The 22,699-nt window shown below is 66.7% G+C and carries 21 protein-coding genes and 1 pseudogene; 9 read left to right on the forward strand and 13 right to left on the reverse strand.

Going from position 1 to position 22,699, the window contains the following annotated elements:
• Nucleotides 1–11 precede the first annotated feature (11 nt).
• The 12 genes from nuoK to EL340_RS07920 all read right to left on the reverse strand — a co-directional run bounded on the left by nuoK (nucleotide 12) and on the right by EL340_RS07920 (nucleotide 13,073).
• On the reverse strand, nucleotides 12–317 hold the full coding sequence (gene nuoK / locus EL340_RS07865) for an NADH-quinone oxidoreductase subunit NuoK (protein WP_126414149.1): 306 nt from the start codon (nucleotides 315–317) through the stop codon (nucleotides 12–14).
• On the reverse strand, nucleotides 314–1,321 hold the full coding sequence (locus EL340_RS07870) for an NADH-quinone oxidoreductase subunit J (RefSeq protein ID WP_126414150.1): 1,008 nt from the start codon (nucleotides 1,319–1,321) through the stop codon (nucleotides 314–316). The genes nuoK and EL340_RS07870 overlap by 4 nt, the downstream gene beginning before the upstream one ends.
• A complete protein-coding gene (gene nuoI / locus EL340_RS07875; protein ID WP_126414151.1) occupies nucleotides 1,318–2,028 on the reverse strand; it encodes an NADH-quinone oxidoreductase subunit NuoI in 711 nt (236 codons plus the stop codon). The genes EL340_RS07870 and nuoI overlap by 4 nt, the downstream gene beginning before the upstream one ends.
• Nucleotides 2,021–3,664, reverse strand: a complete 1,644-nt coding sequence (nuoH, locus tag EL340_RS07880) for an NADH-quinone oxidoreductase subunit NuoH (RefSeq protein WP_126414152.1) — start codon at nucleotides 3,662–3,664, stop codon at nucleotides 2,021–2,023. Before nuoH ends, nuoI begins: the two co-directional genes overlap by 8 nt.
• A complete protein-coding gene (locus EL340_RS07885) occupies nucleotides 3,661–6,408 on the reverse strand; it encodes an NADH-quinone oxidoreductase subunit G (protein ID WP_126414153.1) in 2,748 nt (915 codons plus the stop codon). Before EL340_RS07885 ends, nuoH begins: the two co-directional genes overlap by 4 nt.
• A gap of 3 nt (nucleotides 6,409–6,411) precedes the next feature.
• A complete protein-coding gene (gene nuoF / locus EL340_RS07890; RefSeq protein ID WP_126414154.1) occupies nucleotides 6,412–7,743 on the reverse strand; it encodes an NADH-quinone oxidoreductase subunit NuoF in 1,332 nt (443 codons plus the stop codon).
• Nucleotides 7,740–8,540, reverse strand: coding sequence for an NADH-quinone oxidoreductase subunit NuoE (nuoE, locus tag EL340_RS07895; RefSeq protein ID WP_126414155.1), 801 nt, complete (start codon nucleotides 8,538–8,540; stop codon nucleotides 7,740–7,742). The genes nuoF and nuoE overlap by 4 nt, the downstream gene beginning before the upstream one ends.
• Nucleotides 8,540–9,928 (reverse strand): NADH-quinone oxidoreductase subunit D, encoded by a 1,389-nt coding sequence (locus tag EL340_RS07900; protein WP_126414156.1) that lies wholly within the window; start codon nucleotides 9,926–9,928, stop codon nucleotides 8,540–8,542. The genes nuoE and EL340_RS07900 overlap by 1 nt, the downstream gene beginning before the upstream one ends.
• Nucleotides 9,928–10,713 carry an NADH-quinone oxidoreductase subunit C gene (locus tag EL340_RS07905; protein WP_126414157.1) on the reverse strand — a complete coding sequence of 262 codons (786 nt, stop codon included), beginning with the start codon at nucleotides 10,711–10,713 and terminating at the stop codon, nucleotides 9,928–9,930. The genes EL340_RS07900 and EL340_RS07905 overlap by 1 nt, the downstream gene beginning before the upstream one ends.
• A complete protein-coding gene (locus tag EL340_RS07910) occupies nucleotides 10,710–11,324 on the reverse strand; it encodes an NADH-quinone oxidoreductase subunit B (protein WP_178388255.1) in 615 nt (204 codons plus the stop codon). Before EL340_RS07910 ends, EL340_RS07905 begins: the two co-directional genes overlap by 4 nt.
• A gap of 91 nt (nucleotides 11,325–11,415) precedes the next feature.
• A complete protein-coding gene (gene ndhC / locus EL340_RS07915; RefSeq protein ID WP_126414158.1) occupies nucleotides 11,416–11,775 on the reverse strand; it encodes an NADH-quinone oxidoreductase subunit A in 360 nt (119 codons plus the stop codon).
• Entirely contained in the window at nucleotides 11,772–13,073 is a 1,302-nt protein-coding gene (locus EL340_RS07920; protein WP_126414159.1) for a geranylgeranyl reductase family protein, read from the reverse strand. The genes ndhC and EL340_RS07920 overlap by 4 nt, the downstream gene beginning before the upstream one ends.
• 412 nt (nucleotides 13,074–13,485) lie before the next feature.
• Between EL340_RS07920 and EL340_RS07925 the strand changes: the two genes are divergently transcribed.
• From EL340_RS07925 to EL340_RS07955, 7 genes are all read left to right on the forward strand, one after another.
• Nucleotides 13,486–14,211, forward strand: a complete 726-nt coding sequence (locus tag EL340_RS07925) for a demethylmenaquinone methyltransferase (protein ID WP_126414160.1) — start codon at nucleotides 13,486–13,488, stop codon at nucleotides 14,209–14,211.
• A 34-nt stretch (nucleotides 14,212–14,245) separates the two neighbouring features.
• Entirely contained in the window at nucleotides 14,246–15,607 is a 1,362-nt protein-coding gene (locus EL340_RS07930) for an isochorismate synthase (protein ID WP_126415380.1), read from the forward strand.
• 196 nt (nucleotides 15,608–15,803) lie between these two features.
• The gene (locus EL340_RS15810) at nucleotides 15,804–16,028 is read left to right on the forward strand and encodes an SAV_915 family protein (protein WP_309340614.1); all 225 of its coding nucleotides are present in this window, start codon (nucleotides 15,804–15,806) and stop codon (nucleotides 16,026–16,028) included.
• Entirely contained in the window at nucleotides 16,025–16,327 is a 303-nt protein-coding gene (locus EL340_RS07940) for a hypothetical protein (RefSeq protein WP_126414161.1), read from the forward strand. The genes EL340_RS15810 and EL340_RS07940 overlap by 4 nt, the downstream gene beginning before the upstream one ends.
• Complete coding sequence (locus EL340_RS07945) at nucleotides 16,320–17,471, forward strand: hypothetical protein (RefSeq protein WP_126414162.1); 1,152 nt, start codon at nucleotides 16,320–16,322, stop codon at nucleotides 17,469–17,471. Before EL340_RS07940 ends, EL340_RS07945 begins: the two co-directional genes overlap by 8 nt.
• Before the next feature lie 511 nt (nucleotides 17,472–17,982).
• A complete protein-coding gene (locus EL340_RS07950; RefSeq protein WP_232022929.1) occupies nucleotides 17,983–18,732 on the forward strand; it encodes a transposase family protein in 750 nt (249 codons plus the stop codon).
• 616 nt (nucleotides 18,733–19,348) lie between these two features.
• A complete protein-coding gene (locus EL340_RS07955; RefSeq protein WP_232022930.1) occupies nucleotides 19,349–19,585 on the forward strand; it encodes a hypothetical protein in 237 nt (78 codons plus the stop codon).
• Here the strand turns inward: EL340_RS07955 and EL340_RS07960 are convergent.
• Nucleotides 19,582–20,656: pseudogene (locus EL340_RS07960) on the reverse strand (IS630 family transposase). The gene EL340_RS07955 and the pseudogene EL340_RS07960 overlap by 4 nt on opposite strands.
• A gap of 960 nt (nucleotides 20,657–21,616) precedes the next feature.
• Between EL340_RS07960 and EL340_RS07965 the strand changes: the two are divergent.
• Together EL340_RS07965 and EL340_RS07970 are read left to right on the forward strand one after the other, a co-directional pair.
• Nucleotides 21,617–21,856 carry a hypothetical protein gene (locus EL340_RS07965; protein WP_232022931.1) on the forward strand — a complete coding sequence of 80 codons (240 nt, stop codon included), beginning with the start codon at nucleotides 21,617–21,619 and terminating at the stop codon, nucleotides 21,854–21,856.
• Between the two features lie 609 nt (nucleotides 21,857–22,465).
• Nucleotides 22,466–22,696: a hypothetical protein gene (locus tag EL340_RS07970; RefSeq protein WP_126414165.1), complete on the forward strand. Its 231-nt coding sequence runs from the start codon at nucleotides 22,466–22,468 to the stop codon at nucleotides 22,694–22,696.
• The last annotated feature ends 3 nt before the right edge of the window (nucleotides 22,697–22,699 follow it).

Raw genomic sequence — 22,699 nt, forward strand, 5'->3', positions numbered from 1 at the left:
GGCCTCTCCCCTCAGTTCTTGAGCAGGTTCTCGTCGTCGACCGACGTGGACCTGCGGGTGCGGAAGATGGATACGACGATGCTCAGCCCCACCACGACCTCGGCGGCGGCCACCACCATGACGAAGAAGGCGAAGACCTGGCCGGTGAGGTTGCCGTGGATCCGGGAGAAGGTCACCAGCACGAGGTTGACGGCGTTGAGCATGAGCTCAACCCCCATGAGCTCGATGATGGCGTTGCGGCGCAGCAGCACGGTAAGCGCCCCCAGGGCGAACAGGACCCCGGCCAGGATGATGTAGACGGCGATGGGGAGACTCACTTCTCCTCCTTGGGCTCGAAGTCGTCATCGTCGCCGAGGACGGGCTGCTCGACGGCGGGAGCGGCGGCACCGGGCATGGCGGGCATCCCGGAGCGGCCGGTGCGCTGGGATCCGGCGTCCCCGACGCCGCCGACACTGTCCTGCCGGGAGATGATCTTCCCCGAGCGCTGGGCCAGGCCCATCTCCGGGGAGACGTCGGACAGCTCCAGGCCCTGGCCGCGGGCCCTCAGGACCCGGGGCACGGACTCCTCGACCGCCTCGCCGTCGGCGCCCAGGGCCGGGGCGGCGGCGGAGTTGGTGGAGGCGTAGACGCCGGGCATCGGCTTCTGACCGGGGTGGACGCCCTTGGAGGCGTAGGCCTGCATCTTGCCTGCGGCCACGCGGCGCTGGCTGAGCCGGGCCCGGATCCGCTGACGGTGGGTGAGGGTCAGGGCGCCGACGGCGGCGATGATGAGCAGGATGGCGGTCAGCTCCATGGTGACGACGTGGTCGTTGTAGAGCGTGACGGCCAGCAGGTCGGGGGCGGCCTTGGCGCCGTCCTTGAGCCCGGCCGGCGTCGGCAGGGTGGTGCGCCACACGGCGGCGCCCAGTACCCCGGCCAGTCCCAGGCCCAGGAGGATGAGGACCGGGCGCCTCATGACCGAGCCGGCGGCCCCCACCGGCTCGTCGCCGCCGACGCCCACGAGCATGATGACGAAGAGCACGAGGGTCATGACGGCGCCGGTGTAGACCACGACCTGGGTGATCCCCATGAAGGGCGACTCGTTGACGATGTAGAGGACGGCCAGCGAGATCATGATGCCGATCATGTTGATGGCGGCCGTCACGGCCCTCTTGGCGGTCAGGACGCCGATGCCGCAGGCCACGGTGACCAGGGCGACGACGCCGAACACGATGGTCTCGCCCAGCCCCAGGCGACCATCGCCGGTCAGCGCGGCAGGGACAGCGGCCGGGACAACGGCGGGGACCGCTGCGGAGGCGGCGGGCAGCAGGAGGGCACTCATCGCACGGCCCCCTTGACGGTCTGCCTCGTGCCCCAGCCGGAGGCGGTGGAGGCGGCCTTGGCGCGGGCGCCGGCCAGGCTGGGGTCGTCGGGCCGGTGGGCGCGCACCCAGTCGATCTGGGCCTGGGTGGAGCCGGTGACCCGGCCGCGGTAGTAGTCGCCGTCCTCGGTGCCCTCGACCATGGGGTGGGGGGCGGCGACGGCGCCGTCGGGCACGGGGGCCAGCAGGTCCTCCTTCTCGTAGATGAGACCCTCGCGGCCGGGGCCGACAAGCTCATCGAAGTCGGTGGACATGGTCAGGGCCCGGGTGGGGCAGGCCTCGATGCACATGCCGCAGAAGATGCAGCGCAGGTAGTTGATCTGGTAGACGCGCCCGTAACGCTCCCCGGGCGAGTACTGGGCGCCGGGCTCGTTGGAGGCGGCCTCGACGTAGATCGCGTCGGCGGGGCAGGCCCAGGCGCACAGCTCGCAGCCGATGCACTTCTCCAGGCCGTCGTCGTAGCGGTTGAGCTGGTGGCGGCCGTGGTAGCGGGGCATCACCTGGGCGGGCTCAAAGGGGTACTGCTCGGTGACCACCGGGCGGAACATCGAGGAGATGGTGACCCCGTAGCCGGCCACGGGGGCGAAGGCCCGGGCCAGAGCGGAGGGAGCGTCGCGCAGCCAGTCGTCGTGCTGGGAGCCCCGGGAACGGTGCGGGCGATCAGTCATCTTTTCCCTCCTGGGGTGCCTCAGTGGTCTTGTCGCTGGCCTGGTCGGCCTTGAGGCCAAGGGTGAAGGTGGGCAGGGCGGTGGCCGCGTCCGCGCCGGTGCGGGCCGGGGCGGAGGTCTCAGCACCGGAGGAGTCGGGAGACCCGGCGGAGGCCGCGGAGCTCGCTGAGTCGGCCGAGTCAGCGGACTGAGCCCAGTCGGCGTCGTCGTCGGCCTCAAGGTCGGGGTCCTCCAGGAGGCCGACGGCGGTCGCCGGACCGTCCTCGAAGCCCTCGGAGTCACCGGCCAGGGCGGCGCGTCGGGCGCGCGGCGAGGGCGGCAGGGACTCGCCCGGCAGCGGCGGGACGGGGAAGCCCTCGAGGAAGGCGACGTGGTCGTCGTCGGCGCTCATGATCTCGACGTCGTCGCCCTCCTCGTCCTCGTACTCGTCATCGTCGTAGAGCTCCTCCTCGTCCTCCTTGTCGGGCATGAGGAAGAGGATGAGCATGATGATGCAGAAGACGACGGCCAGCGGCAGCAGGAGGGCCTGAGCGGAGGCGCCGGAGAAGGTGCGGAAGGCGCGCACGACCGCGACCAGCACGAACCACACCAGGGAGACCGGGATGAGGACCTTCCATCCGAGCTTCATGAAGTGGTCGTAGCGGATGCGCACCAGGGTGCCTCGGGTCCACACCATGAAGAACATGACCGCCCAGACCTTGCCGATGAACCACAGCATCGGCCACCAGCCGGAGTTGGCGCCGTCCCAGAACAGGCTGAGGATCGTCGAGCGCCAGCCGCCCAGGAACAGGGTGACGCACACGGCCGAGACGTTGAACATGTTGATGTACTCGGCCAGGAAGTACCAGGCGAACTTCATCGAGGAGTACTCGACCATGTGGCCGGCGACGAGCTCGCCCTCGGCCTCGGGCAGGTCGAAGGGGAGGCGGTTGACCTCACCGATCATGGAGATGACGTAGATGATGAAGCTGGGCAGCATCGCCACGGCCCACCAGATCCGCTGCTGGGCGCTGACGATCCCGGAGGTGGACATGGTCCCCGAGGCCAGGAAGACCGTGAGGATGGACAGGCTCATGCTCAGCTCGTAGGAGATGACCTGCGCGGCGGAGCGCACGGCGCCGAAGAGCGGGTAGGTGGAGTGGGTGGACCAGCCGCCCAGGATGATGCCGTAGACACCGAAGGCGGTGATGGCCAGGATGTAGAGGACCGCCACGGGGAAGTCGGTCAGCTGCAGGGGCGTGGAGTGGCCGAAGATGCTCACCTGCGGCCCGAAGGGGATGACCGCGTAGACCATGAAGGCGCTGAAGGCGGCGATGAGCGGGGCCAGGAGGTAGATGATCTTCTCGGCCCCCTTGAGCCAGAAGTCCTCCTTCATGATGAGCTTGCCGGCGTCGGCGACCGCCTGGAGCAGTCCGAGCGGGCCGTTGACGTTGGGGCCCAGGCGGGTCTGCATGCGGGCCAGGCCGCGCCGCTCCACCCACAGGGCCATCATGACGCTGACGATGAGGAAGGCGACGATGAAGACGGCCTTGATGAGGGTCAGCCACCAGGTCTCGGCGGAGAAGTCGGCGACCACGCCCCCGTTGGAGACGGCGTCGTCGGCGGCGGCCGCCTGAGCCACGTAGATCGGGTTCACCTCAGTACCTCCGCTGCATGGGTCAGGGTGACCTGGGAGCCGTGGCCGGCGCCCAGGGTCTGGTGGACGGTGGATCCGGCCGAGCACTCGGGCAGCCACACGGTCCCGTCACTGACGCCGCCGACGACGGCCGGCAGGGTGATCGACCCGGTGGCGGTCGACACGGTCACCTCATCGCCCCCGACGAGCGACAGGCGCCGGGCGAGGTCGGCACCCACCTTGGCGACGGGGCGCAGGGCGGTGGCGGCCAGGAAGGGCTCGCCGTCCTGGAGGCGCCCGGCGTCGAGCATGGGCTTGTGGGTGGTCAGGCGCGCCTCCACGCCGCCGACGACGATGGCCGCCCCGGCGCCGGGCGTCGGAGCGCGGCCGAAGGCGACCGGCATGCGCTGGCCGCGCCACAGGCCCAGGGCGGCGAGCTGCTCGTGCAGGGTGACCAGGTCGTCGACCTGGAGGTCGACGCCCATCTCATCGGCGAGCATCCCCAGGACCTGGCGGTCGGTGCGGGCGCGCGAGACGTGGGCCTGGCCGAAGGGACGCACGCGCCCCTCCCAGTTGACGAAGGTGCCGTTCTTCTCCACCGCCGGGGCCACGGGCAGGACGACGTCGGCGTGCTCGCTGACCTCGCTGCGGCGCACCTCGAGCTGGACGGTGAAGCCGCTGGCGGCCAGGGCCGCGCGGGCCAGGCCCGGGTCGGGGAAGTCGCGCAGGTCGATGCCGCCGACGACGGCGCCGCCGAGGGTCCCGTCCAGGAGGGCGGAGAGGATCCCGGTGGCGTCGCGGCCCAGCGACGTGGGCAGGTGGTGCTCGGGGCCCATGTTCCAGGCCCGCTCGACCTGGGCCCGGGCCTCGGGGTCGGCCACGGGGCGCCCGCCGGGCAGCAGCCCGGGCAGCAGGCCCGCCTCGATGCCGCCGCGCTCGCCGCTGCGCCGCGGGACCCAGGCCAGCAGGGCGCCGGTGGCGGTGGCCAGGGCGTCGGCGACGCTGAGCAGGCCGGGCACGCGGGCGGCGCGCTCACCGACGAGGATGGTGGCGCCGTCGGCCCGCAGGGCCTCGACGAGGGCGGGGTGGGTCTGGCTGAGGTGGGCGACGACGCGGGCCTCCTCACCGGGCGGGGTGAGGATGGCCTGGGCGGAGAGCTTGCGGCTGCCGGCACTCAGGCAGGTGGTCACGGTGGCCACGTTGACGCCGCCGGCGCGCACGCCCTTGCGCAGGCGCAGGAACAGCGAGCCGCACTCGTCCTCGGGCTCCAGGCCCAGGAGCAGGACCTGTCCGGCCCTCTCCAGGTGCCGGTAGGTGACGGCACCCAGGCCGGTGCCGGCCACCCGGGCGGCCAGGAAGGTGTCCTCCTCCAGGCTGTGGGTGCGCACGCGCTGGTCGATGTCGTTGGTGCCCAGGACGGTGCGGGCGAAGCGGGACCAGGCCCAGGCGTCCTCCAGGGTGAGGCGGCCGCCGGGCAGGAGTCCCACTCCCCCGTCGGAGGCGGCGCGGGCCAGGCCCCGGGCGGCCACGTCCAGGGCATCGGACCAGGAGGTGGTGACGAGCTCGCCGGTCTCCTCGTCGCGCACGAGCGGCACGGTGAGGCGGTCGGGCTGGGCGGACCAGGTGAAGGCGAAGCGGTCCTTGTCGGTGATCCACTCCTCGTTGACCTCGGGGTCGTTGCCGGCCAGGTGGCGCAGGACGACGCCGCGGCGCATGTCGACGCGGATGGCCGAGCCGGAGGCGTCGTGCTCGGTGACGGAGTCGGTGGAGACCAGGTCCATGGGGCGGGCCCGGAAGCGGTACCTCGCCGAGGTCAGGGCGCCCACGGGGCAGATCTGGATGATGTTGCCGGAGAAGTAGGAGGCGAAGGGCCGTCCGGAGACGTCCAGGTCCTCGCGTCCGGCCCCCAGGTCGGGTCCGTAGTCGGTGCCGTCGGAGGCGCCGGGCTCGCCGCCGGGGCCGGTCAGGTCGCCCAGGGCGCTCAGGGAGGGCACGCCGCGGATCGTCTGAAGGTCGGCGTCGATCGACTGCTCGGCGGAGCCGGTGGAGAAGTCCAGGACACGGGCGTCGAAGCGCCCGATCTGCTCGGAGTACAGGCCGCCGGCGTGCTCGGGGTGGCCGTCCATGTCGTAGGAGGGGTGGCCGCCGCCGCGTCCCTGGAGGGCGATGAAGGGGTCTCCGGGGATCTGGTCGGCGAAGCGCACGCAGCGCTGGCACAGGATGCAGCGGTCACGGTCCAGCAGGATGTTGCTGGTCAGGCGCAGCGGCTTGGGGAAGGTGCGCTTGACGTCGGTGAAGCGGGTGGCGGACTGGCCGCCGGAGGCCATGAGCTCCAGGGCCTGGTTCTGCAGGGGGCACTCGCCGCCCTTGTCGCACACGGGGCAGTCCAGCGGGTGGTTGATGAGGAGGAACTCCATGGTGCCGGCCTGGGCCTTGGCGGCGACCTCGCTGGTGGCCTGGGTGGAGATCTCCATGCCCTCCATGGCGGTCATGGCGCAGGAGGGCTGGGGCTTGGGCATGGGCCGCACGACGCCGTCGCGCCCGGGCATGGCCACCTCCACCAGGCACTGGCGGCAGTTGGCCGACGGCGCGAGCAGCGGGTGGTCGCAGAAGCGCGGGATGCGCACGCCGACCTGCTCGGCGGCGCGGATGAGGAGGGTGCCCTTCTCGACCTCGACAGGGAGCCCGTCGATGGTCATGTGGACCATCTCAGGGGCCGGCGGCCCCACCGGTGCGGGGCTCTTGGTGGTCGTCTCAGCAGTCATGGCTCACCGTGCGCTTTCGAAGACGGAGGAGGCGGCGTAGGGGAAGAGCTCGCCGGCGGCGGCGGTGTAGCCGGCCTCGAACTCCTCGCGGAACCGCTTGATGCCGGTCAGGACCGGGGTGGCGGAGGCGTCGCCCAGGGCGCAGAAGGAGCGTCCGGCGATGTTGGAGGCGATGGACTCGAGCTTCTCGACGTCGCCGGGCAGCCCGCGCCCGGCCTCCAGGCGCAGCATGATCTGGCGCATCCAGTAGGTGCCCTCGCGGCAGGGAGTGCACTTGCCGCAGGACTCGTGCTGGTAGAACTCGGTCCAGCGGGTGACCACGCGCACCACGGAGACGGTCTCGTCGAAGACCTGCAGGGCGCGGGTTCCCAGCATGGAGCCGGCCTCGGCCACGGACTCGTAGTCCAGGGGGACGTCGAGCTCGTCGGGACCGAAGATCGGCGTCGAGGATCCACCCGGGACCCAGAACTTCAGCTCGTGGCCCGCTCGGATGCCTCCGGAGAGCTCGATGAGCTCGCGCATGGTGATGCCGAAGGGGGCCTCATACTGGCCGGGGCGGGCCACGTGGCCGGACACGGAGAAGATGCCGTGTCCCTTGGACTTCTCGGTGCCCATGGCGGAGTACCACTGGGCGCCGCGGGCCAGGATCGCGGGGACCGAGGCGATGGTCTCGACGTTGTTGACCACCGTGGGCCGGGCGTAGAGGCCGGCGACGGCGGGGAAGGGCGGCTTGAGGCGGGGGTGTCCGCGCCGGCCCTCCAGGGAGTCCAGCAGGGCGGTCTCCTCACCGCAGATGTAGGCGCCGGCCCCGGCGTGGGCGGTGATGCGCAGGCGCTGCTGGCCGTCCAGGCCGAAGCCGGTGCCCAGCAGGCCGGACTCGGTGGCCTCGCGCACGGCGCCGAGCAGGCGGCGGTAGACGTGGGGGACCTCGCCGCGCAGGTAGACGAAGGCGTGGTCGCCGCCGATGGCCCGTGAGGTGATGGCAATGCCCTCGATGAGCGCCTGAGGGTTGGACATGATCGTGGGAATGTCCTTGCAGGTGCCCGGCTCGGACTCGTCGGCGTTGACCACGAGGTAGCGCGGGCCGCCGTCGACCGGGGGCAGGAAGGACCACTTCAGGCCGGTGGGGAAGCCGGCGCCGCCGCGTCCGCGCAGGCCGGAGTCCTTGATGAGGGTGATGAGCTCCTCGGGGCTGAGGGTCTTGGCGCGCTTGAGGCCCTCGTAGCCGCCGTGCTCGAGGTAGGACCGCAGGGTCCAGGAGCGCTCCTGGTCCCACAGGTCGCTCAGGACCGGGGTGAGGGTGCCCGGCGCGGTGTAGGTGGCGGTGGCGCTCACTTGCTCTCCTCCTTGGGCGCGGTCCAGCCCTGCTCGCGGGCGATGCGCAGGCCCCGCAGGGTCGGCTCGCCGGGGCCGCGCCCCTCGTCGCTGCGGCCGTCCTCGAAGCCGGCGAGCAGGCGCTCGTTCTCGCGGAAGGTGGGCACGGTCTCGGGGCCCCGGGTGGGGGCGACGTCCTCGCCGCGCTCCAGGGCCTCGATCATGGCGACGGCGGAGTCGGGGGTCTGGTTGTCGAAGAACTCCCAGTTGACCATGACGACGGGGGCGTAGTCGCAGGCGGCGTTGCACTCGATGCGCTCGAGGCTGATGGTGCCGTCCTCGCTGGTCTCCTCGGCGCCCAGTCCGGTGTGCTCGGTGACGGCCGCCCAGATCTCGTCCCCGCCCATGACGGCGCACAGGGCGTTGGTGCACACGCCCACGTGGTAGGTGCCGGCCGGGTGGCGGCGGAACTGGCTGTAGAAGGTGGCCACGGCGCTGACCTCGGCGCGCTCCAGGCCCAGCCGGGCGGCGCACAGGGCGATGCCCGCCGGTGAGACGTAGCCGTCCACGGACTGGATGAGGTGGAGCATCGGGATGAGGGCGCTGCGCTCCTTGCCCGACGGGTAGCGGGCGATGATCCGCTCGATGTCGACCTGGAGGCCCTGGGCGACGTCGGGGGCGTAGCCGGCGGCGACGGCGGCGGCCGCCACGGTGCCCACCGGGCCCACGGCGCTGACGGTGGCGATGGTCTCGACGGCGGGGTTGACGGCCGGCGCTGCCGGGCCGGCCGGGTTGACTGCGTTCTCGGTGGTGCTCATCAGCGGTCCACGCCTCCCAGGACGGGGTCGATGGAGGCCAGGGTGGGCACGAGGTCGGCGATCATGCCGCCCTCGCCCATCAGGGCCAGCGACTGCAGGTTGGAGAATGAGGGGTCGCGGAAGTGGACCCGGTAGGGGCGGGTGCCGCCGTCGGAGACGGCGTGGATGCCCAGGACCCCCTTGGCGTGCTCCACGGTCTGGTAGACCTGGCCGGCCGGGACCCGGAAGCCCTGGGTCACCAGCTTGAAGTGGTGGATGAGGGACTCCATGGACGAGCCCATGATCTCGCGCACGTGCTCCAGGGACTGGCCCTGCCCGTCGGTGGCGATGGCCATGCGGGCGGGCCAGGCGATGGTCGGGTCGGCGACCATCGTGGTGTTGGAGGGGTCCTCGCCGCGGGCGGAGATCTCGTCGAGGCGGTCCAGGCACTGGGAGACGATCTTGAGGGACTCGTAGGACTCGTCCAGCCGGATCCGCAGGCGGTTGTAGCAGTCGGAGACCTTGTAGGTGGGCACCCGGAAGTCGTAGGTCTCGTAGCCGCAGTAGGGCTTGGTGCGACGGATGTCCAGGGGGTAGCCGGCGGCGCGCAGGCACGGGCCGGTCAGCCCCAGGGCGAGCCCGCCGGCCAGGCTGATCTCGCCCACGCCGATGAAGCGGGACTTGAGGATCGGGTTCTCCAGGAGCAGCAGCTCGAGCTCGTGGATGTCGTGCTTGATGTCGGGCATGACCGAGCGCACGAACTCGGTGAAGCCCTCGGGGATGTCCTGGGCCAGGCCCCCGGGGCGGACGTAGGCGTGGTTCATGCGCAGCCCGGAGACCATCTCGAAGGCCTTGAGGATGTTCTCGCGGCAGCGGAAGGCGATGGTCATGAGCGTGGTGCCGCCCATCTCGTTGCCCCCGGTGCCCACGGCCACGACGTGGGAGGCGATGCGGTTGAGCTCCATGAGCAGCACCCGGGTGACGGTGGCCTTCTCGGGGACGTCGTCGGTGATGCCCAGGAGCTTCTCGACGGCGAGCGCGTAGCCGACCTCCTGGAAGAAGGGGGCCACGTAGTCCATGCGGGTCACGAAGGTCTCGCCCTGGACCCAGGTGCGGTACTCCATGTTCTTCTCGATGCCGGTGTGCAGGTAGCCGGTACCGACGCGGACCTCGGTGACGACCTCGCCGTCGGCCTCCAGGACCAGGCGCAGCACGCCGTGGGTGGAGGGGTGGACCGGGCCCATGTTGAGCACGATGCGGTCGTTGCGCAGGCGGTCGGCCTCGTCGCGCTCGGCGATCTGGGCAACGACGTCGTCCCAGTCCCCGCCGCTGACGGTGAACTGGTCGAGGCCCTCGGACAGGTCGTCGGTGGCGGGGCCGGAGGCGCGGAAGGTGCGTGCGGTGCTCATCAGCGGTAGGACCTCCGGGTGTCGGCGGGCGGGGTCTGGGCGCCCTTGTACTCGACGGGGATGCCGCCCAGCGGGTAGTCCTTGCGCTGGGGGTGGCCCACCCAGTCGTCGGGCATGGCGGTGCGGGTCAGGTGGGGGTGTCCGTCGAAGACGATGCCCATGAGGTCCCAGGTCTCGCGCTCGTGCCAGTCGTTGCCGGGGTAGACCGAGACGATGGAGGGCACGTGCGGGTCCGACTCGGGGCAGGCGACCTCCAGGCGCAGCTGGCGCCCGCCGTGGGTCAGGCTCATGAGCTCGATGCAGGCGTGCAGCTCGCGGCCGGCCAGCCGGGGGTAGTGGACGCCGCTGACGCCCAGGCACAGCTCGAAGCGCAGGTCCTGGTCGTCGCGCAGGGGGCGCACGACGTCGAGCAGGTGCTCGCGGGCGACGAACAGGGTGAGCTCGTCGTGCTCGATGACGACCTTCTCGATGGCGGCGGCCGGGTCGACGCCGGCGTCCTGGAGGTCCTCGATGAGGGCGTCGACGACGCCGTCGAACCAGCTGCCGTAGGGGCGCACGGCGGCCGGCGCGAGGGTGACGACGCTGCGGTGCTCGCCGTAGCCGGTGGTGTCGCCGGCGTCGGAGGCGCCGAACTGGCCGGTGGGGGCGGCGATGACCTCCAGGCGCAGCTCGGGGCGCACGGGGGTGCCGGCCACCTCGGGGACGGCGGGGACGGCTGAGACCTCGGGGATCTCGGGCAGGGCGTCCGGGCCGGAGGCGTTCGCCGGGGCGTTCTTCTCACTCATGCGAGCAGGCCCTTCATCTCATGGGTGGGAGTGGCCGACAGGGCGGCGGCCTCGACGGCGCGGGCGATCTCCTCGCGGTGCTTGAACAGCGGCTTCTTCTCGATCTGACGGGTGAGCTCGAGCATGGCGTTGAGGAGCATCTCGGGGCGGGGCGGGCAGCCGGGCAGGTAGATGTCCACCGGGACGATGTGGTCGCAGCCCTGGACGACGGCGTAGTTGTTGAAGATCCCGCCCGAGGAGGCGCAGGCCCCCATGGAGATGACCCACTTGGGCTCGGGCATGGAGTCGTAGACGTTGCGCACGATCGGGGCCATCTTGTGGGAGACGCGGCCCGAGACGATCATGACGTCGGCGTGGCGCGGGGAGGCGCGGAAGACCTCCCAGCCGAAGCGGGCCATGTCGAAGCGGGGGGTTCCGGCGGCCATCATCTCGATGGCGCAGCAGGCCAGCCCCATGGTGACGGGCCACATGGAGCGGGCCTGGGCCAGGCCCGCGAGCTTCTCGACGGTGGTCAGCAGGAAGCCGGGGTTGTCCACCTCGGCGGCAGCGGCCGCGTAGGGGTCGTTGCGCTTGGAGGGGATGGACGCCATGAAGGCGTTGTGCTTTTTCATGCTCTTCACTGCTGTGTTCTCCTTGAGATCGTCAGGGCCGCGTGCAGCCCGTGGGTCCCGTTGTTGGTGCCTCGTGCTCGATCCGTGCGTCTCAGTCCCAGTCCAGCCCGCCGCGGCGCCACTCCAGGATGTAGGGCACGGTGATGAGGCCGATGAACAGGACGGCCGCGCCCAGCCCGAAGAACCCCAGGCGCCCGAAGGCCGTGGCCCAGGGGTAGAGGAAGACCACCTCGACGTCGAAGATGATGAAGGTCATGCCCACCAGGTAGAAGGAGACGGGGAAGCGCCCGTGCTCGGTGTTGGTGGGGGTGGGGTCGATGCCGCACTCGTAGTTGGCGACCTTGACCCGGTTGCGCCGGGTGGGGCTGACGATGGCGCTCAGGGCCAGGCCGCCGACGGCGACCACGAGGGCCAGCGCGGCCATGATGAGCAGGGAGGCGTAGGGGTTCATGCTTCCGGCACCATCCTTGTCAGGAGCTGGATGAAGTGGTCGATTCCGTCGCCGCCGCGCCGCTCCCAGCCGTCGGACAGGAGCTTGGTGACGAGCTTCATGAGGCGTTTGCGCGGCAGCCCGTAACGGGTGCACAGGCGCATGACCTCGGGGTGCTCGATGAGGGCGACGAAGACGCGGCCGAGCGTGTAGTAGCCGCCCATCTCGGCGCTGAGGGCCTTGGGGTACTGGGCCAGGACCTGCTCGCGGCCCGACGTCGTGGAGCGGGCGGCGGCCTGGGCGGCGGCCTGGGCGGCCAGGCGGCCGGACATGAGGGCCTGGGCGATGCCCTCGCCGTTGAAGGGTGAGACCATGCCGCCGGCGTCTCCCAGCAGCATGAGTCCGTCGGCGTAGTGGGGCTTGCGGTTGAAGGCCATGGGCAGGGCGGCGCTGACCAGGCCCCCGACCTGGTTCTCCTTGGTGAAGCCCCAGGAGGCCGGGACGTTGTCCATCCAGCGGTTGAACACGGCGCGGTAGTCGATGGCGGTGGCCGAGGCGCGCGAGGACACCGAGCCGAGGCCGACGTTGACCAGCCCCTCCCCCACGGACCAGATCCACCCGTAGCCGGGCAGGAGGTCGGACTGGCCGGGCTTGCCGTCCCACAGCTCGAGGCGCGACTCCATCCAGGCGTCCTTGGCGCGTGGGGAGCGGAAGTAGGCGCGCACGGCCACGCCCATGGGGCGGCGCTCGTTCTTGGTGCGTCCGACGGCGGTGGCCAGGCGGGCCGAGACGCCACCGGCGTCGACGACCAGGGGGGCGGAGAAGGTGGTGGGCCCCTCGATACCGGGGTAGGCGACCCGGTTGGTGGGGCGGGCCTCGACACCGGTGACCCGGCCGGCGGGTGAGGTGACGGGACCGGTGACGGTCACGCCGGTCAGCAGGCGGGCGCCGGCCGCGGCAGCGTGCTCGGCCAGGTCCCGGTCGAGCAGGGCTCGCGGGCGGGCCATCCCGTAGGAGGGGAAGGAGGCCTGCTCGGGCCAGGGGAAGTGGAGGAGGTGCCCGCCCCCGATGACCCGCAGACCGCGGTTGCGCTGCCAGCCGGAGGTGTCCACGCCCATGGAGACGAGCTCGCGCACGGCCGAGGGGGTCAGCCCGTCACCGCAGACCTTGTCGCGGCCGAGCTCCTGCTTCTCCAGGAGGATGACGTCGAGGCCGAGAGTGGCCATGTGGTAGGCCGCCGAGGATCCGGCCGGGCCTGCCCCGACGACGATGACGTCGGCAGTCGTGGAGGCGCTGGACTGGGCAGCTGCCTGAGTCACTCGGGCTTCCCTCCTCGGCACTTCTGGTACGGCGGGTGTTGTCGTAGGCATCACAGTTGGCACCGTAATGCAGGCCCCGCGCTCGGCGGAGCCTGTGCCGACTGTACCCAGGGGGCGGACGCCGCCATGACGAGACCGCCGACAGAGGTGGCGAACAGAGGTTTTCGTTGCTGTGACGGCAATGTTCAGGAAAGTCCCCACCTCAACGGACGGTTGCGGCGCCCCATAATTACGCTGCAAGTGAGTGACGAATTTCAACATTGTCGGACGGGACCTGGGTCCTAGCCCGTCCGGGCAGGCGTTCACGGGCCTCGCAGGGGCCTCGCGAGCCCCCTTCCCCACGAGCCCTCCACCGAGCCACCTGCACAGCGTCAGACCGGTTTCTCAGCCGGGATTTGCGATGATGCTCCCCATGAGCCCTTCCCCCCTTCGAGCCAGCCTCGCCAAGGACCCGCGTGAGGTCGCCGGGATGTTCGACGCCGTCGCGCGCCGCTACGACCTGTCCAATGACGTGATGAGCCTGTTCCAGGTGCACATGTGGCGTCAGGTGACCCGTGCCGCCGTCGCCGCGGGGCCGGGGATGCGGGTCCTGGACCTGGCCGCGGGAACCGGCACCTCCTCGGTGGAGTACGCAGCCGACGGCGCCGAGGTCGTGGCCTGCGACTTCTCCACCGGCATGGTGGCGGAGGGCAAGCGCCGTCATCCTGAGATCGCCTTCGTGGCCGGGGATGCCACGGCGCTGCCCTTCGCCGACGAGAGCTTCGACGTCGTCACCATCTCTTACGGGCTGCGCAATGTTCAGGACACGGCGCGGGCACTGTCGGAGATGCACCGGGTGACGGTGCCGGGCGGCCGGATCGTCATCGCGGAGTTCTCCACCCCGGTCTCACCTCCCTTCCGACGTCTGTACCGCTTCTACCTGGGCAGCGCACTGCCGACCGCCGCCCGCGTGGTCTCATCCAACACCGAGGCCTATGACTACCTGGGCGAGTCGATCCTGGCCTGGCCGGACCAGCGGGAGTTGGCCGGCCTCATACACGAGGCCGGCTGGCGAAGCGTGGGCTACAAGAACCTCTCCGGCGGGATCGTCGCGGTCCACCGGGCCACCCGGCCCGAGCACGCCCGTGGCGAGCAGTGAGAACTGGTCTGAGCAGGGTTTTGGGGCCGACGTCGTGAGGGCCGAGCACTGCCGGGTCGCGTCGCCGCGCCTGTCCTTCCACACCCACGAGCTGCCTGAGGACGCGCTGGAGGGGCTGACGCTCATCGACCTGCTGGCGGGCCGTGCGGATGTCAGCTCCTGGGTGCACGAGGGGCGCGGGCTCATCGGCCTGGGCCGTGTCCTGGTGATCGAGGCCCACGGGGCGGACCGCATCGAGGCGCTGCGGGCCGCGTGGCGGGCCGTCGTCGGCGCGGCCTGGTGGCGTGATGCGCTGGTGCGCCCCGGAACCGGGCCGGTGGCGCTGGGCGCGATCACCTTCTCCCCCGCCTCCAAGCAGTCCTCGGTCCTGGTTGTTCCCGAGATCCTCGTCGGGCTCGACGACTCCGGCGCCTGGCTGACGACCGTGGTGCCGGAGGCTGACGACGGAACCGAGCCGGAGCACCCGGATCCCGAGATGCTCCTGAGGGCGATGGTGGCGCAGGCGCGCGCAGCGGTTGACCGGGAGCGAGCCGGCGATGCCAGGGACTCCGGTGGCGCTGCCGCTGTCGAGACCGGAGCGCTTAGCGAGGAGCAGTGGTGCCAGGCTGTCTCCACCACGCAGGAGCGGATGCGCACGGGGCAGGCCCGCAAGGTGGTTCTGGCCCGTGACGTGCTGGTTGGCCCGAGCAGGCTGCTGGCCACCGGTACGGTGCTGCGGCGCCTGGCCCGTGACTACCCCTCCACCTGGGTCTTCGCCGTCGACCAGATGGTGGGGGCCAGCCCTGAGCTGCTGCTGCGTCTGCGGGATCGGCGCCTCATCAGCAGGGTGCTGGCCGGTACTGCCCGCCGGCACGCCGGTGAGGACGCTCTGGCGACGGCGCGCCTGGCGTCCTGGCTGGAGGGCTCGGAGAAGAACAACCGGGAGCATGAGCTGGCCCGGGAGTCAGCGATCACGGCGCTGGAGCCGCTGTGCTCGGTGGTGGAGGCCCCGGCCCGCTTCGTGCTGACGCTGCCGAATGTGCTGCACCTGGCGAGCGACGTCACCGGGGTCGTCGCCGGGGACACCGGGGCGCTGGCGCTGGTGGACGCGCTGCACCCGACGGCGGCCGTGTGCGGGACGCCGACTCAGGCGGCGGCGCGCCTCATTGAGGAGGCCGAGTCCATGGACCGGGGGCGTTACGCCGGGCCGGTGGGCTGGGTGGACTGGCACGGCGAGGGCGAGTGGTGCATCGCGCTGCGCAGTGCCCAGCTGCCCCCGGAGGGTCCTGGACCGCAGTCCCCCGCGAGGGTGTTCGGGGGCGGCGGCATCATGCCGGACTCCGAGCCGGTCGATGAGCTGGCGGAGACGACCGCCAAGATGCGCCCCATGCTGGGGGCGCTGGGCGTGCCCGGCTGAGTCCCACTCAATGCGCCGACGAACGAGCAGATCCTGAACGCCAATACTCAGGACAAGGCCGCACGAGCTCTGTTACCGTTCCTTTATGGATTCTTCCACTGAACAGTCAGTTGCGGGCGAGCCTCAACGCCCCATCATTCCGCCCGTGGTATATCTGCCGTGCCGTACGCCGGGAGAGTGGGGCGCCGAGGTGGAGATGCGCCGCACGAAGGACGGGCGGACCGCGCTGCTGGCATATACCGCTCTGGACCGTCTCGCGGACTGCATGGGACCACACCAACCGTGGATCCTGTGTCATACGAACCGACTCCATGAGCTTGAAGCAGACCATCCATACGATGTCATCTACCTTGACATGGCCATGCCCAAGGAACTATGGCGCGGACCCGACGAAGAAGACGATGGGAGACTCAGCCGATGACCCAGAAACAGTTGAAGGTAGACTACGACGCAGCCCAGAAAGTAAAAAACGCTTTCATCGACGCAGAATCCGACTTGACGGCCAACGCCGATAGCATACCCACCTCCGAAAAGTACGGAGAAGGAGAAACCTACATCACTTTCGCTCTAACAAGTTTCGGAGAAGCCTCAGGAACCTTCGGACAGGCAGCCGACTACGGGGCCACCGCGATCCGCGATGGAGTAAGTTCTCTTGGCGATGTCGACGCAGAAACCGCCGCTAACATCCGCAAACTTGCCGAGGAGACACCAAATGGCTAATACTAATACGACCGAAATTGACACACTAATTGACGCCAGCCCTGCAGACATACATGCAGCAGCAGAATGGCTAGGTAAACTCAAGACCGGATTCGAAGAGGCCAGCACTAGCCTCAGAAATACATCACTTGATCGCCTCGACTTAACCGGAGAGTTCGGAGTCGCACTTAACGACTACATCAACGACATCTGCGCAGGCTGCGATGACGCCGCCGAAGAACTCACCCCCACTATTGACACCATCGAGTCTTGGCACGATCAAGTGGTTTGGCGAAAGCAAGATATGGCCGGCTATCGAGACGACGCCAAAGCGGGAGAGCTGACCGTCCGAGATGATCGCTACATCCAAGCACCCGAGTCAGTCTCAGACCCAGGAAACGCCCCGAAGAATGCTACAGCTACACAAAAGAGCACTTGGCAAACCGCTCACGATAATTACGAAAAATACCTGGAGAAGAAAAAGGTCTTCGACAGCCTACAAAATGATGTGAACGCGACTCGCAAACAACTTACCGACTGGGTCGCCCAGCACATGACAATCAGTGAAACTTCCCCTCTGTATGAACTTCAAGTGAAGGCAATGCAAGACGGGTCAATCAAGATAGGCGAACTTGTAATTGAGAACAAGTTCTACGGCACACCTTTTGATAAACTTGTCAAAAGAGCCACTCCAGCGGCAGCTGCACGCGCAGCAGCCAAATCAGGAAACCCGCAAGTAAGGGCAGGTAAAAAACCTCCGAATCCAGATTCGGTGGCTAGACGAGCCGAAGCATCAGCCCGCGCCAAAGGCGGCTCACCTACACTTACGGCCAAGGCAAAAAAAATCGCACAGCGCACAGGCACCACTTTAACCTTGGCGCTTTCTGGATGGGAAATTTATAACGGAAAATCTCCAAGTCAAGTTGGATTAGAGACAGTTGCGGGTTTTGCCGCCGGAGCAGTAGTCACCGCAGCGGTCGCCGCCACGCTTCCCGCTTTGGGTACTGCGGCAGTTGTTGTACTGGTCGGCGGCGCAGTCTCTTGGGGCGTAGGAAAAGCGTATGAAAGTTGGGTTCCACTCAGAACCCGGGAACGCATCGACGAGGGAATCAAGGACGTTTGGAATGCCGCTGTAGGATCAGCATGGAAAGCCGTATTCGGGTGAGGCCTTCGACAATTCAGTTATAGTTTCACATCTCAACCGTATATAGATGAAGACTGATAGTTGGACCACAATCCCAGCTTTATCCATATCACCGCCCAAGGACAGCTCATTCATTAATCTCCACAGTAAGTTTGTAAACCATGATTCGCAAGGGACAGATACGACAGCAGCGTGTTTACGTAAAATTTACGAGCAACAACCACACAGTCGCTGGAGCTAGGGATATTCATCGCTATTTCTCCAACATTAATCACAGCAAACACTCTTCATACATAAAACACTCGAGACTTATGGCGGTTCCAACTAGATTGGAAACAATGGGCGCAATAGCCTCCCACTACCTTGTATCACCTTTTTGCATCAGGAACCTCACTCGGCTCAGGTTCTCCTTGAAGGTTATTCAGGGGAGGGTGTTGGGGTTTGGGTGGGTGTGTTATGCAGGGGTGATGGCTCGTTCCTGTGGGAGAATTCTTGTCGCCAGACAAAGCCCCTATGGAAACGAGCCATCGCCGTGAAGTGTACCACCGGGCTGAGTGCCCATCAGTTCGCCGAGCTGACCCAGTGGATCAGCCAGAGCAAACCGCTCCACACCATCCCGGCGATCCTCGGGGTGGCCGGGTCGCTGCAGGCGACGCTGATCTACCTGCGCCACAACCTTCCCCAGGCTGTCATCGGTGAGCTGCTCGGCGTGTCCCAGCCCACCGTCTCCCGGGCCGTCAAGACCCTGACTGAGCTGGTCACCCGCGCCCTGGACGGCTACCTCATCACCGCCGAGGAGGTCGCCCCGGGCTGCGACTACGTCCTGGACGGCACCCTGATACCCTGCTGGAGCTGGAAGGCCCACCCCGAGCTGTGGTCGGGCAAGCACAAGCGCACCGGGCTCAACGTCCAGGTCCTGGTCACCCCCGCCGGTCGTCTGGTGTGGGTCTCGGATCCCTGCCCGGGCTCAACCCATGACGTCGCCGCCCTGGACGCCTCCGGCCTGCTCGAGGACCTCGACGTCAGCGGGTGGGTCGCCGACAAGGGCTACATCGGACGAGGGATGATCACCCCACCAAGGAAGCCGGCCGGCAAAAAGCTCTCCGACACCGCCAAGAAGGTCAGCCGCAGCATCAACCGGGTCAGGTACATAGTCGAGCAGGTCAACGCCCACATCAAGACCTGGAAGATCCTCAAGGAGGACTACCGACGCCCCCTGAACACATTCCCACAAACCATCACAGCCACCCTCCTGCTATACACCTACACCACCACCCCCTGAATAACCTTCCTTGAGTCAGATCAGACAGGAATCACGTTATGCGTAGTACGAATATCGAAAACCACAAGACCCGTCAATGAAGAAAACAAGACTACACTCCGCCGAAAAAGCTGACGAGGGACGTTCCAAAGGGGTTAACCTATTCCTATTTTGTCTTTTTCTTGCCATTGCTGCCGGCTGCGGCGCATTCCACTACAGTGAGTATGTCACTGGATTCTCATTTCTGTATCTGTCCGCACCGATTGCGTCACTATATCTTTCGCAGTTTTATTTAAGGAAGAGCGCACATGAAATCTGTCATTTTTGGCGTCACAGTGAGCGCGGCGTGGTTCTGACGACTACAAAGACATTAGTCAATTGGGAACTTGGGACACTGCTGCTAGTGAGTCTCTCCTGCCCTCTTGGCATCGTAGCCTGGGTCCTACGACAACGCGGTGAATGGATCGGACCAGCTGCTCTTCTCATCATTGGATCGATAGGTGTTCGATACTTGATGCCTATCGTTCGAGCACGAGGGCTCACTCGACAGAGAATTTCCCTTACTAAGAGCGGTATCGAGCTCACTCAAATCGACGGACACACGGACGTTATCCCCTGGAAGGCCCACCCACATCTCATGGGCATCCACCAGGGTGATGCGATCATCACCCTCAAGAGCCGCCAGGAGATCCGTTACCCCGTCGGCTACCTCCCCATGGGCATGCGCCAGCTCGAACGTCTCCTGAGCACCTTCTCCACCGACGGCCGGCTGCGCGCCAAGCTCTCAGGACCCGAGGCCCTCAGCACCGTCCTCGCCGTCCTGGAACCCACCGAGGAAGAACGGACCGACGGCTCCTGGACCTGGGGCCGCTAGTGTCTTGTGTTGTTAGTTTGTTTTTGGTTGGCATTTGGTGAGGATCTCGTCGGGGGTCTTGGTCCAGTTCAATGGGTGGCAGCGCTGGTTCCAGCCATTGATGAAGGCGCGGATCTTGGTGCTGAGGTCCTTGACGGAGGTGAAGACTCCTCGGCGGATGGCCGCACGGTCGATGACGGACAAGAAGATCTCGACCATGTTGAGCCAGGAGGCGCTGGTGGGGGTGAAGTGGACGTGGACGCGGGGGTTGGCCTCCAGCCAGGCGCGCACCTCGGGGGTCTTGTGGGTTGCGTAGTCGTCCATCACCAGGTGCAGCTCGTCGTCGGGGTAGGCGCGCGTGACCTGGCGCAGGAAGACGAGCAGCTCGGTACTGCGGTGGCGGGGCTTGCAGGCGGCTGTGACGCGGCCGGTGGCGACCTCCAGGGCGGCGAACAGGGTGGAGGTGCCGTGCCGGGTGCAGTCGTGGGTGCGCCGCTCGATCCTGCCCGGCGCCATGGGCAGCATCGGGGCGGTGCGGTCCAGGGCCTGGATCTGGGACTTCTCGTCGACGCACAGCACCACGGCGTTGTCCGGGGGTGCCAGGTACAGGCCCACCACGTCGGTGACCTTGGCAACCAGCTCGGGATCGGTGGAGTACTTCAAGGTCCCCGACCTCCAGGGCTGGATCCCATAGCTGCGCCACACCCGCGCCACGGTGGCGTTGCCGATGCCCAGGTGACGGGCCAGCAGCCGGCTCGACCAGTGCGTGACCCCGTACCTCTTGGGAGGTGGCGCCAAGGTAGCGGCCACGACCCGCTCCCGAGGCACCTGCCTGGGACGCCCCGAGCGGGGCGCGTCCTCCAGCCCCCGCACACCCCCGGCCTGGTAGCGGCGCCGCCAGGAGACCACCGTGGGGACGCTGACCCCCACCGCCTGCGCGATCCGACTGTTAGCCACCCCCTGAGCAGCCAGGAGCACGATCCGCGCCCGCCGCGCCAAACCAGCCGGCACCGTCGTGGCACGCAGCCAGGACTCGAGCACCTCCAGGTCACCCTCACGCAGAACCAGTCCAGGAGCAGGTCTATTCGCCATACCCCCCATCATCCTAAACACCAACCACAAAACAACTAACGACACGCGACACTAGCTACAGCAGCAACTGTCGCCGTTGTAGGCAGTGCACCCGCATGGGTCCCAATCGCCGCAGGAGTCGTTGTAGGAACAGCAGCAGCCGCAGGCATAGGATGGGTCTACGAAAATTGCGTCCCCCTCCGCACAAGAGAGAAAATTGATGAAGGCATCAAGGATGCTGCAGGCTGGGTGGGCGACACGGCTTACGCAGGATGGAAAGCAGTGTTCGGATAGAGCATTATCTATTAGCTTGCATTTCTGCATCACTAATACGACAAGATTCACCGACACACCTAGGCGAATTTTCATAAATTCCACACCAACCCCACAACATTAGAATATTGAGCACAGATAATGGCGCACCACTCTCGGATTGATCCGATGGCCCTAGCAGACAAGAGGAGAAATGTCTTGCTAGCAATACTGGCCCTAATCTGCCTCTTTGTGGCCCTCATATCTCTTTTTCCCTACCGAACCGGCAACACCCCTGCGTTGATAGGCCTTCTTTATATGGTCTTCTTCATAGCATGTACCATGCTATCTCTACTTGCGCTAAGGCGCCAGATTTCTACAGGAATACTGCATTGGACCAGTAATGGAATGCGAGTAGAACTAATTGCTCCGCCAGTATTGATCTGGGCAGAAGTGGGCACACTTTCCCTACTTGCGTTCTCCAGCGTTGTGAGCATGATTGTTGCAATGCTTGGGCCGCGTGGCGCATGGATGATTCCATTTGGATTGGCAACATTGGGCGTAATTGGCATGTGTTACCTTTTTCCAATTCTCCGCCCAAGGTGCGGCACTCGGCTGAGAATCTCTCTCAGCAACAATGGAGTCGAACTCACCCAAATCAATGGACGTACGGAAATCATTCCATGGCAGGCCCACCCACGCCTCACCGGAGTGTATCAGGGATACGCAGTGATTGCTATCAAGAACCACGAAGACCTGCGCTACCCCATCGGCTACCTACCCCTGAGCATGCGCCAGTTCGAGCGCCTCTTGGGCACCTTCTCCAGAAGTACCCGCCTGCGCGCCAAGCTCTCAGGCCCCGAGGCCCTCAGCACCGTCCTCGCCGTCCTGGAACCCACCGAGGAAGAACTCACCGACGGATCCTGGACCTGGAGTTCTAGCGGAGTTACAGCAAAGACCTTACAATAGATCAGTGACACCGCCTCACGAAGACTTCAACACATGAAACTGTTCTCGAAACGAACCAGCAAGACCGCTTCACCAAAAAGTGGAGACAGGGGCAGGAAGTACCTCCCGTTTGTTATGCTTGCCTTAACATGCGTCGCGGGACTCTCATGTTTCCTCACATATTATTTTGATAATGCAACCACATCGATAGCGTTTCTGTATTTCACTTCAATTTTTTTACACTATACAGTCGCTTCCTTTCACATGAAGGCGTTCATGAGGAGAGGGCGTACATATTGGACTCTTCAAGAACGACAAATAACTATGCGCTGCCCTGCGTTGCTGGCAGCCTACGAAACCAGTTTCACACTCTTGGCATCCCTAACCGGACCGTTAGCGGTATTCACCTGGTCAATTCACACTCGAGGAGACTGGCTCGGCCCCGCCGGACTATTCATCCTCGCATTCAAGTATCCACCTCATCCGAGGAAGTTACGCCTTCACAATCTTTCTCTGAAGCGAATCACTATAGACAGGCACGGAATCCAGTTCACTCAATTTGACGGCCACACTGACACCATTCTTTGGCGGGCACACCCGAGACTGGCAAGACTCCAACAGGGTATCGTCGTGGTTTCCTTCAGAAAGAGACGAGAACTGAAGTATCCGATCAGCTTCTTTCCGTTGACCTTCCGCCAGCTCGAACGCCTCCTAAGCACCTTCTCCACCGACGGCCGGCTGCGCGCCAAGCTCTCAGGACCCGAGGCCCTCAGCACCGTCCTCGCCGTCCTGGAACCCACCGAGGAAGAACTCACCGACGGATCCTGGACCTGGAGCCCACGGACCGGACAGGACACGTAGAGG

The organism is Actinomyces viscosus (assembly GCF_900637975.1).
Classification (GTDB): Bacteria; Actinomycetota; Actinomycetes; order Actinomycetales; family Actinomycetaceae; genus Actinomyces; species Actinomyces viscosus.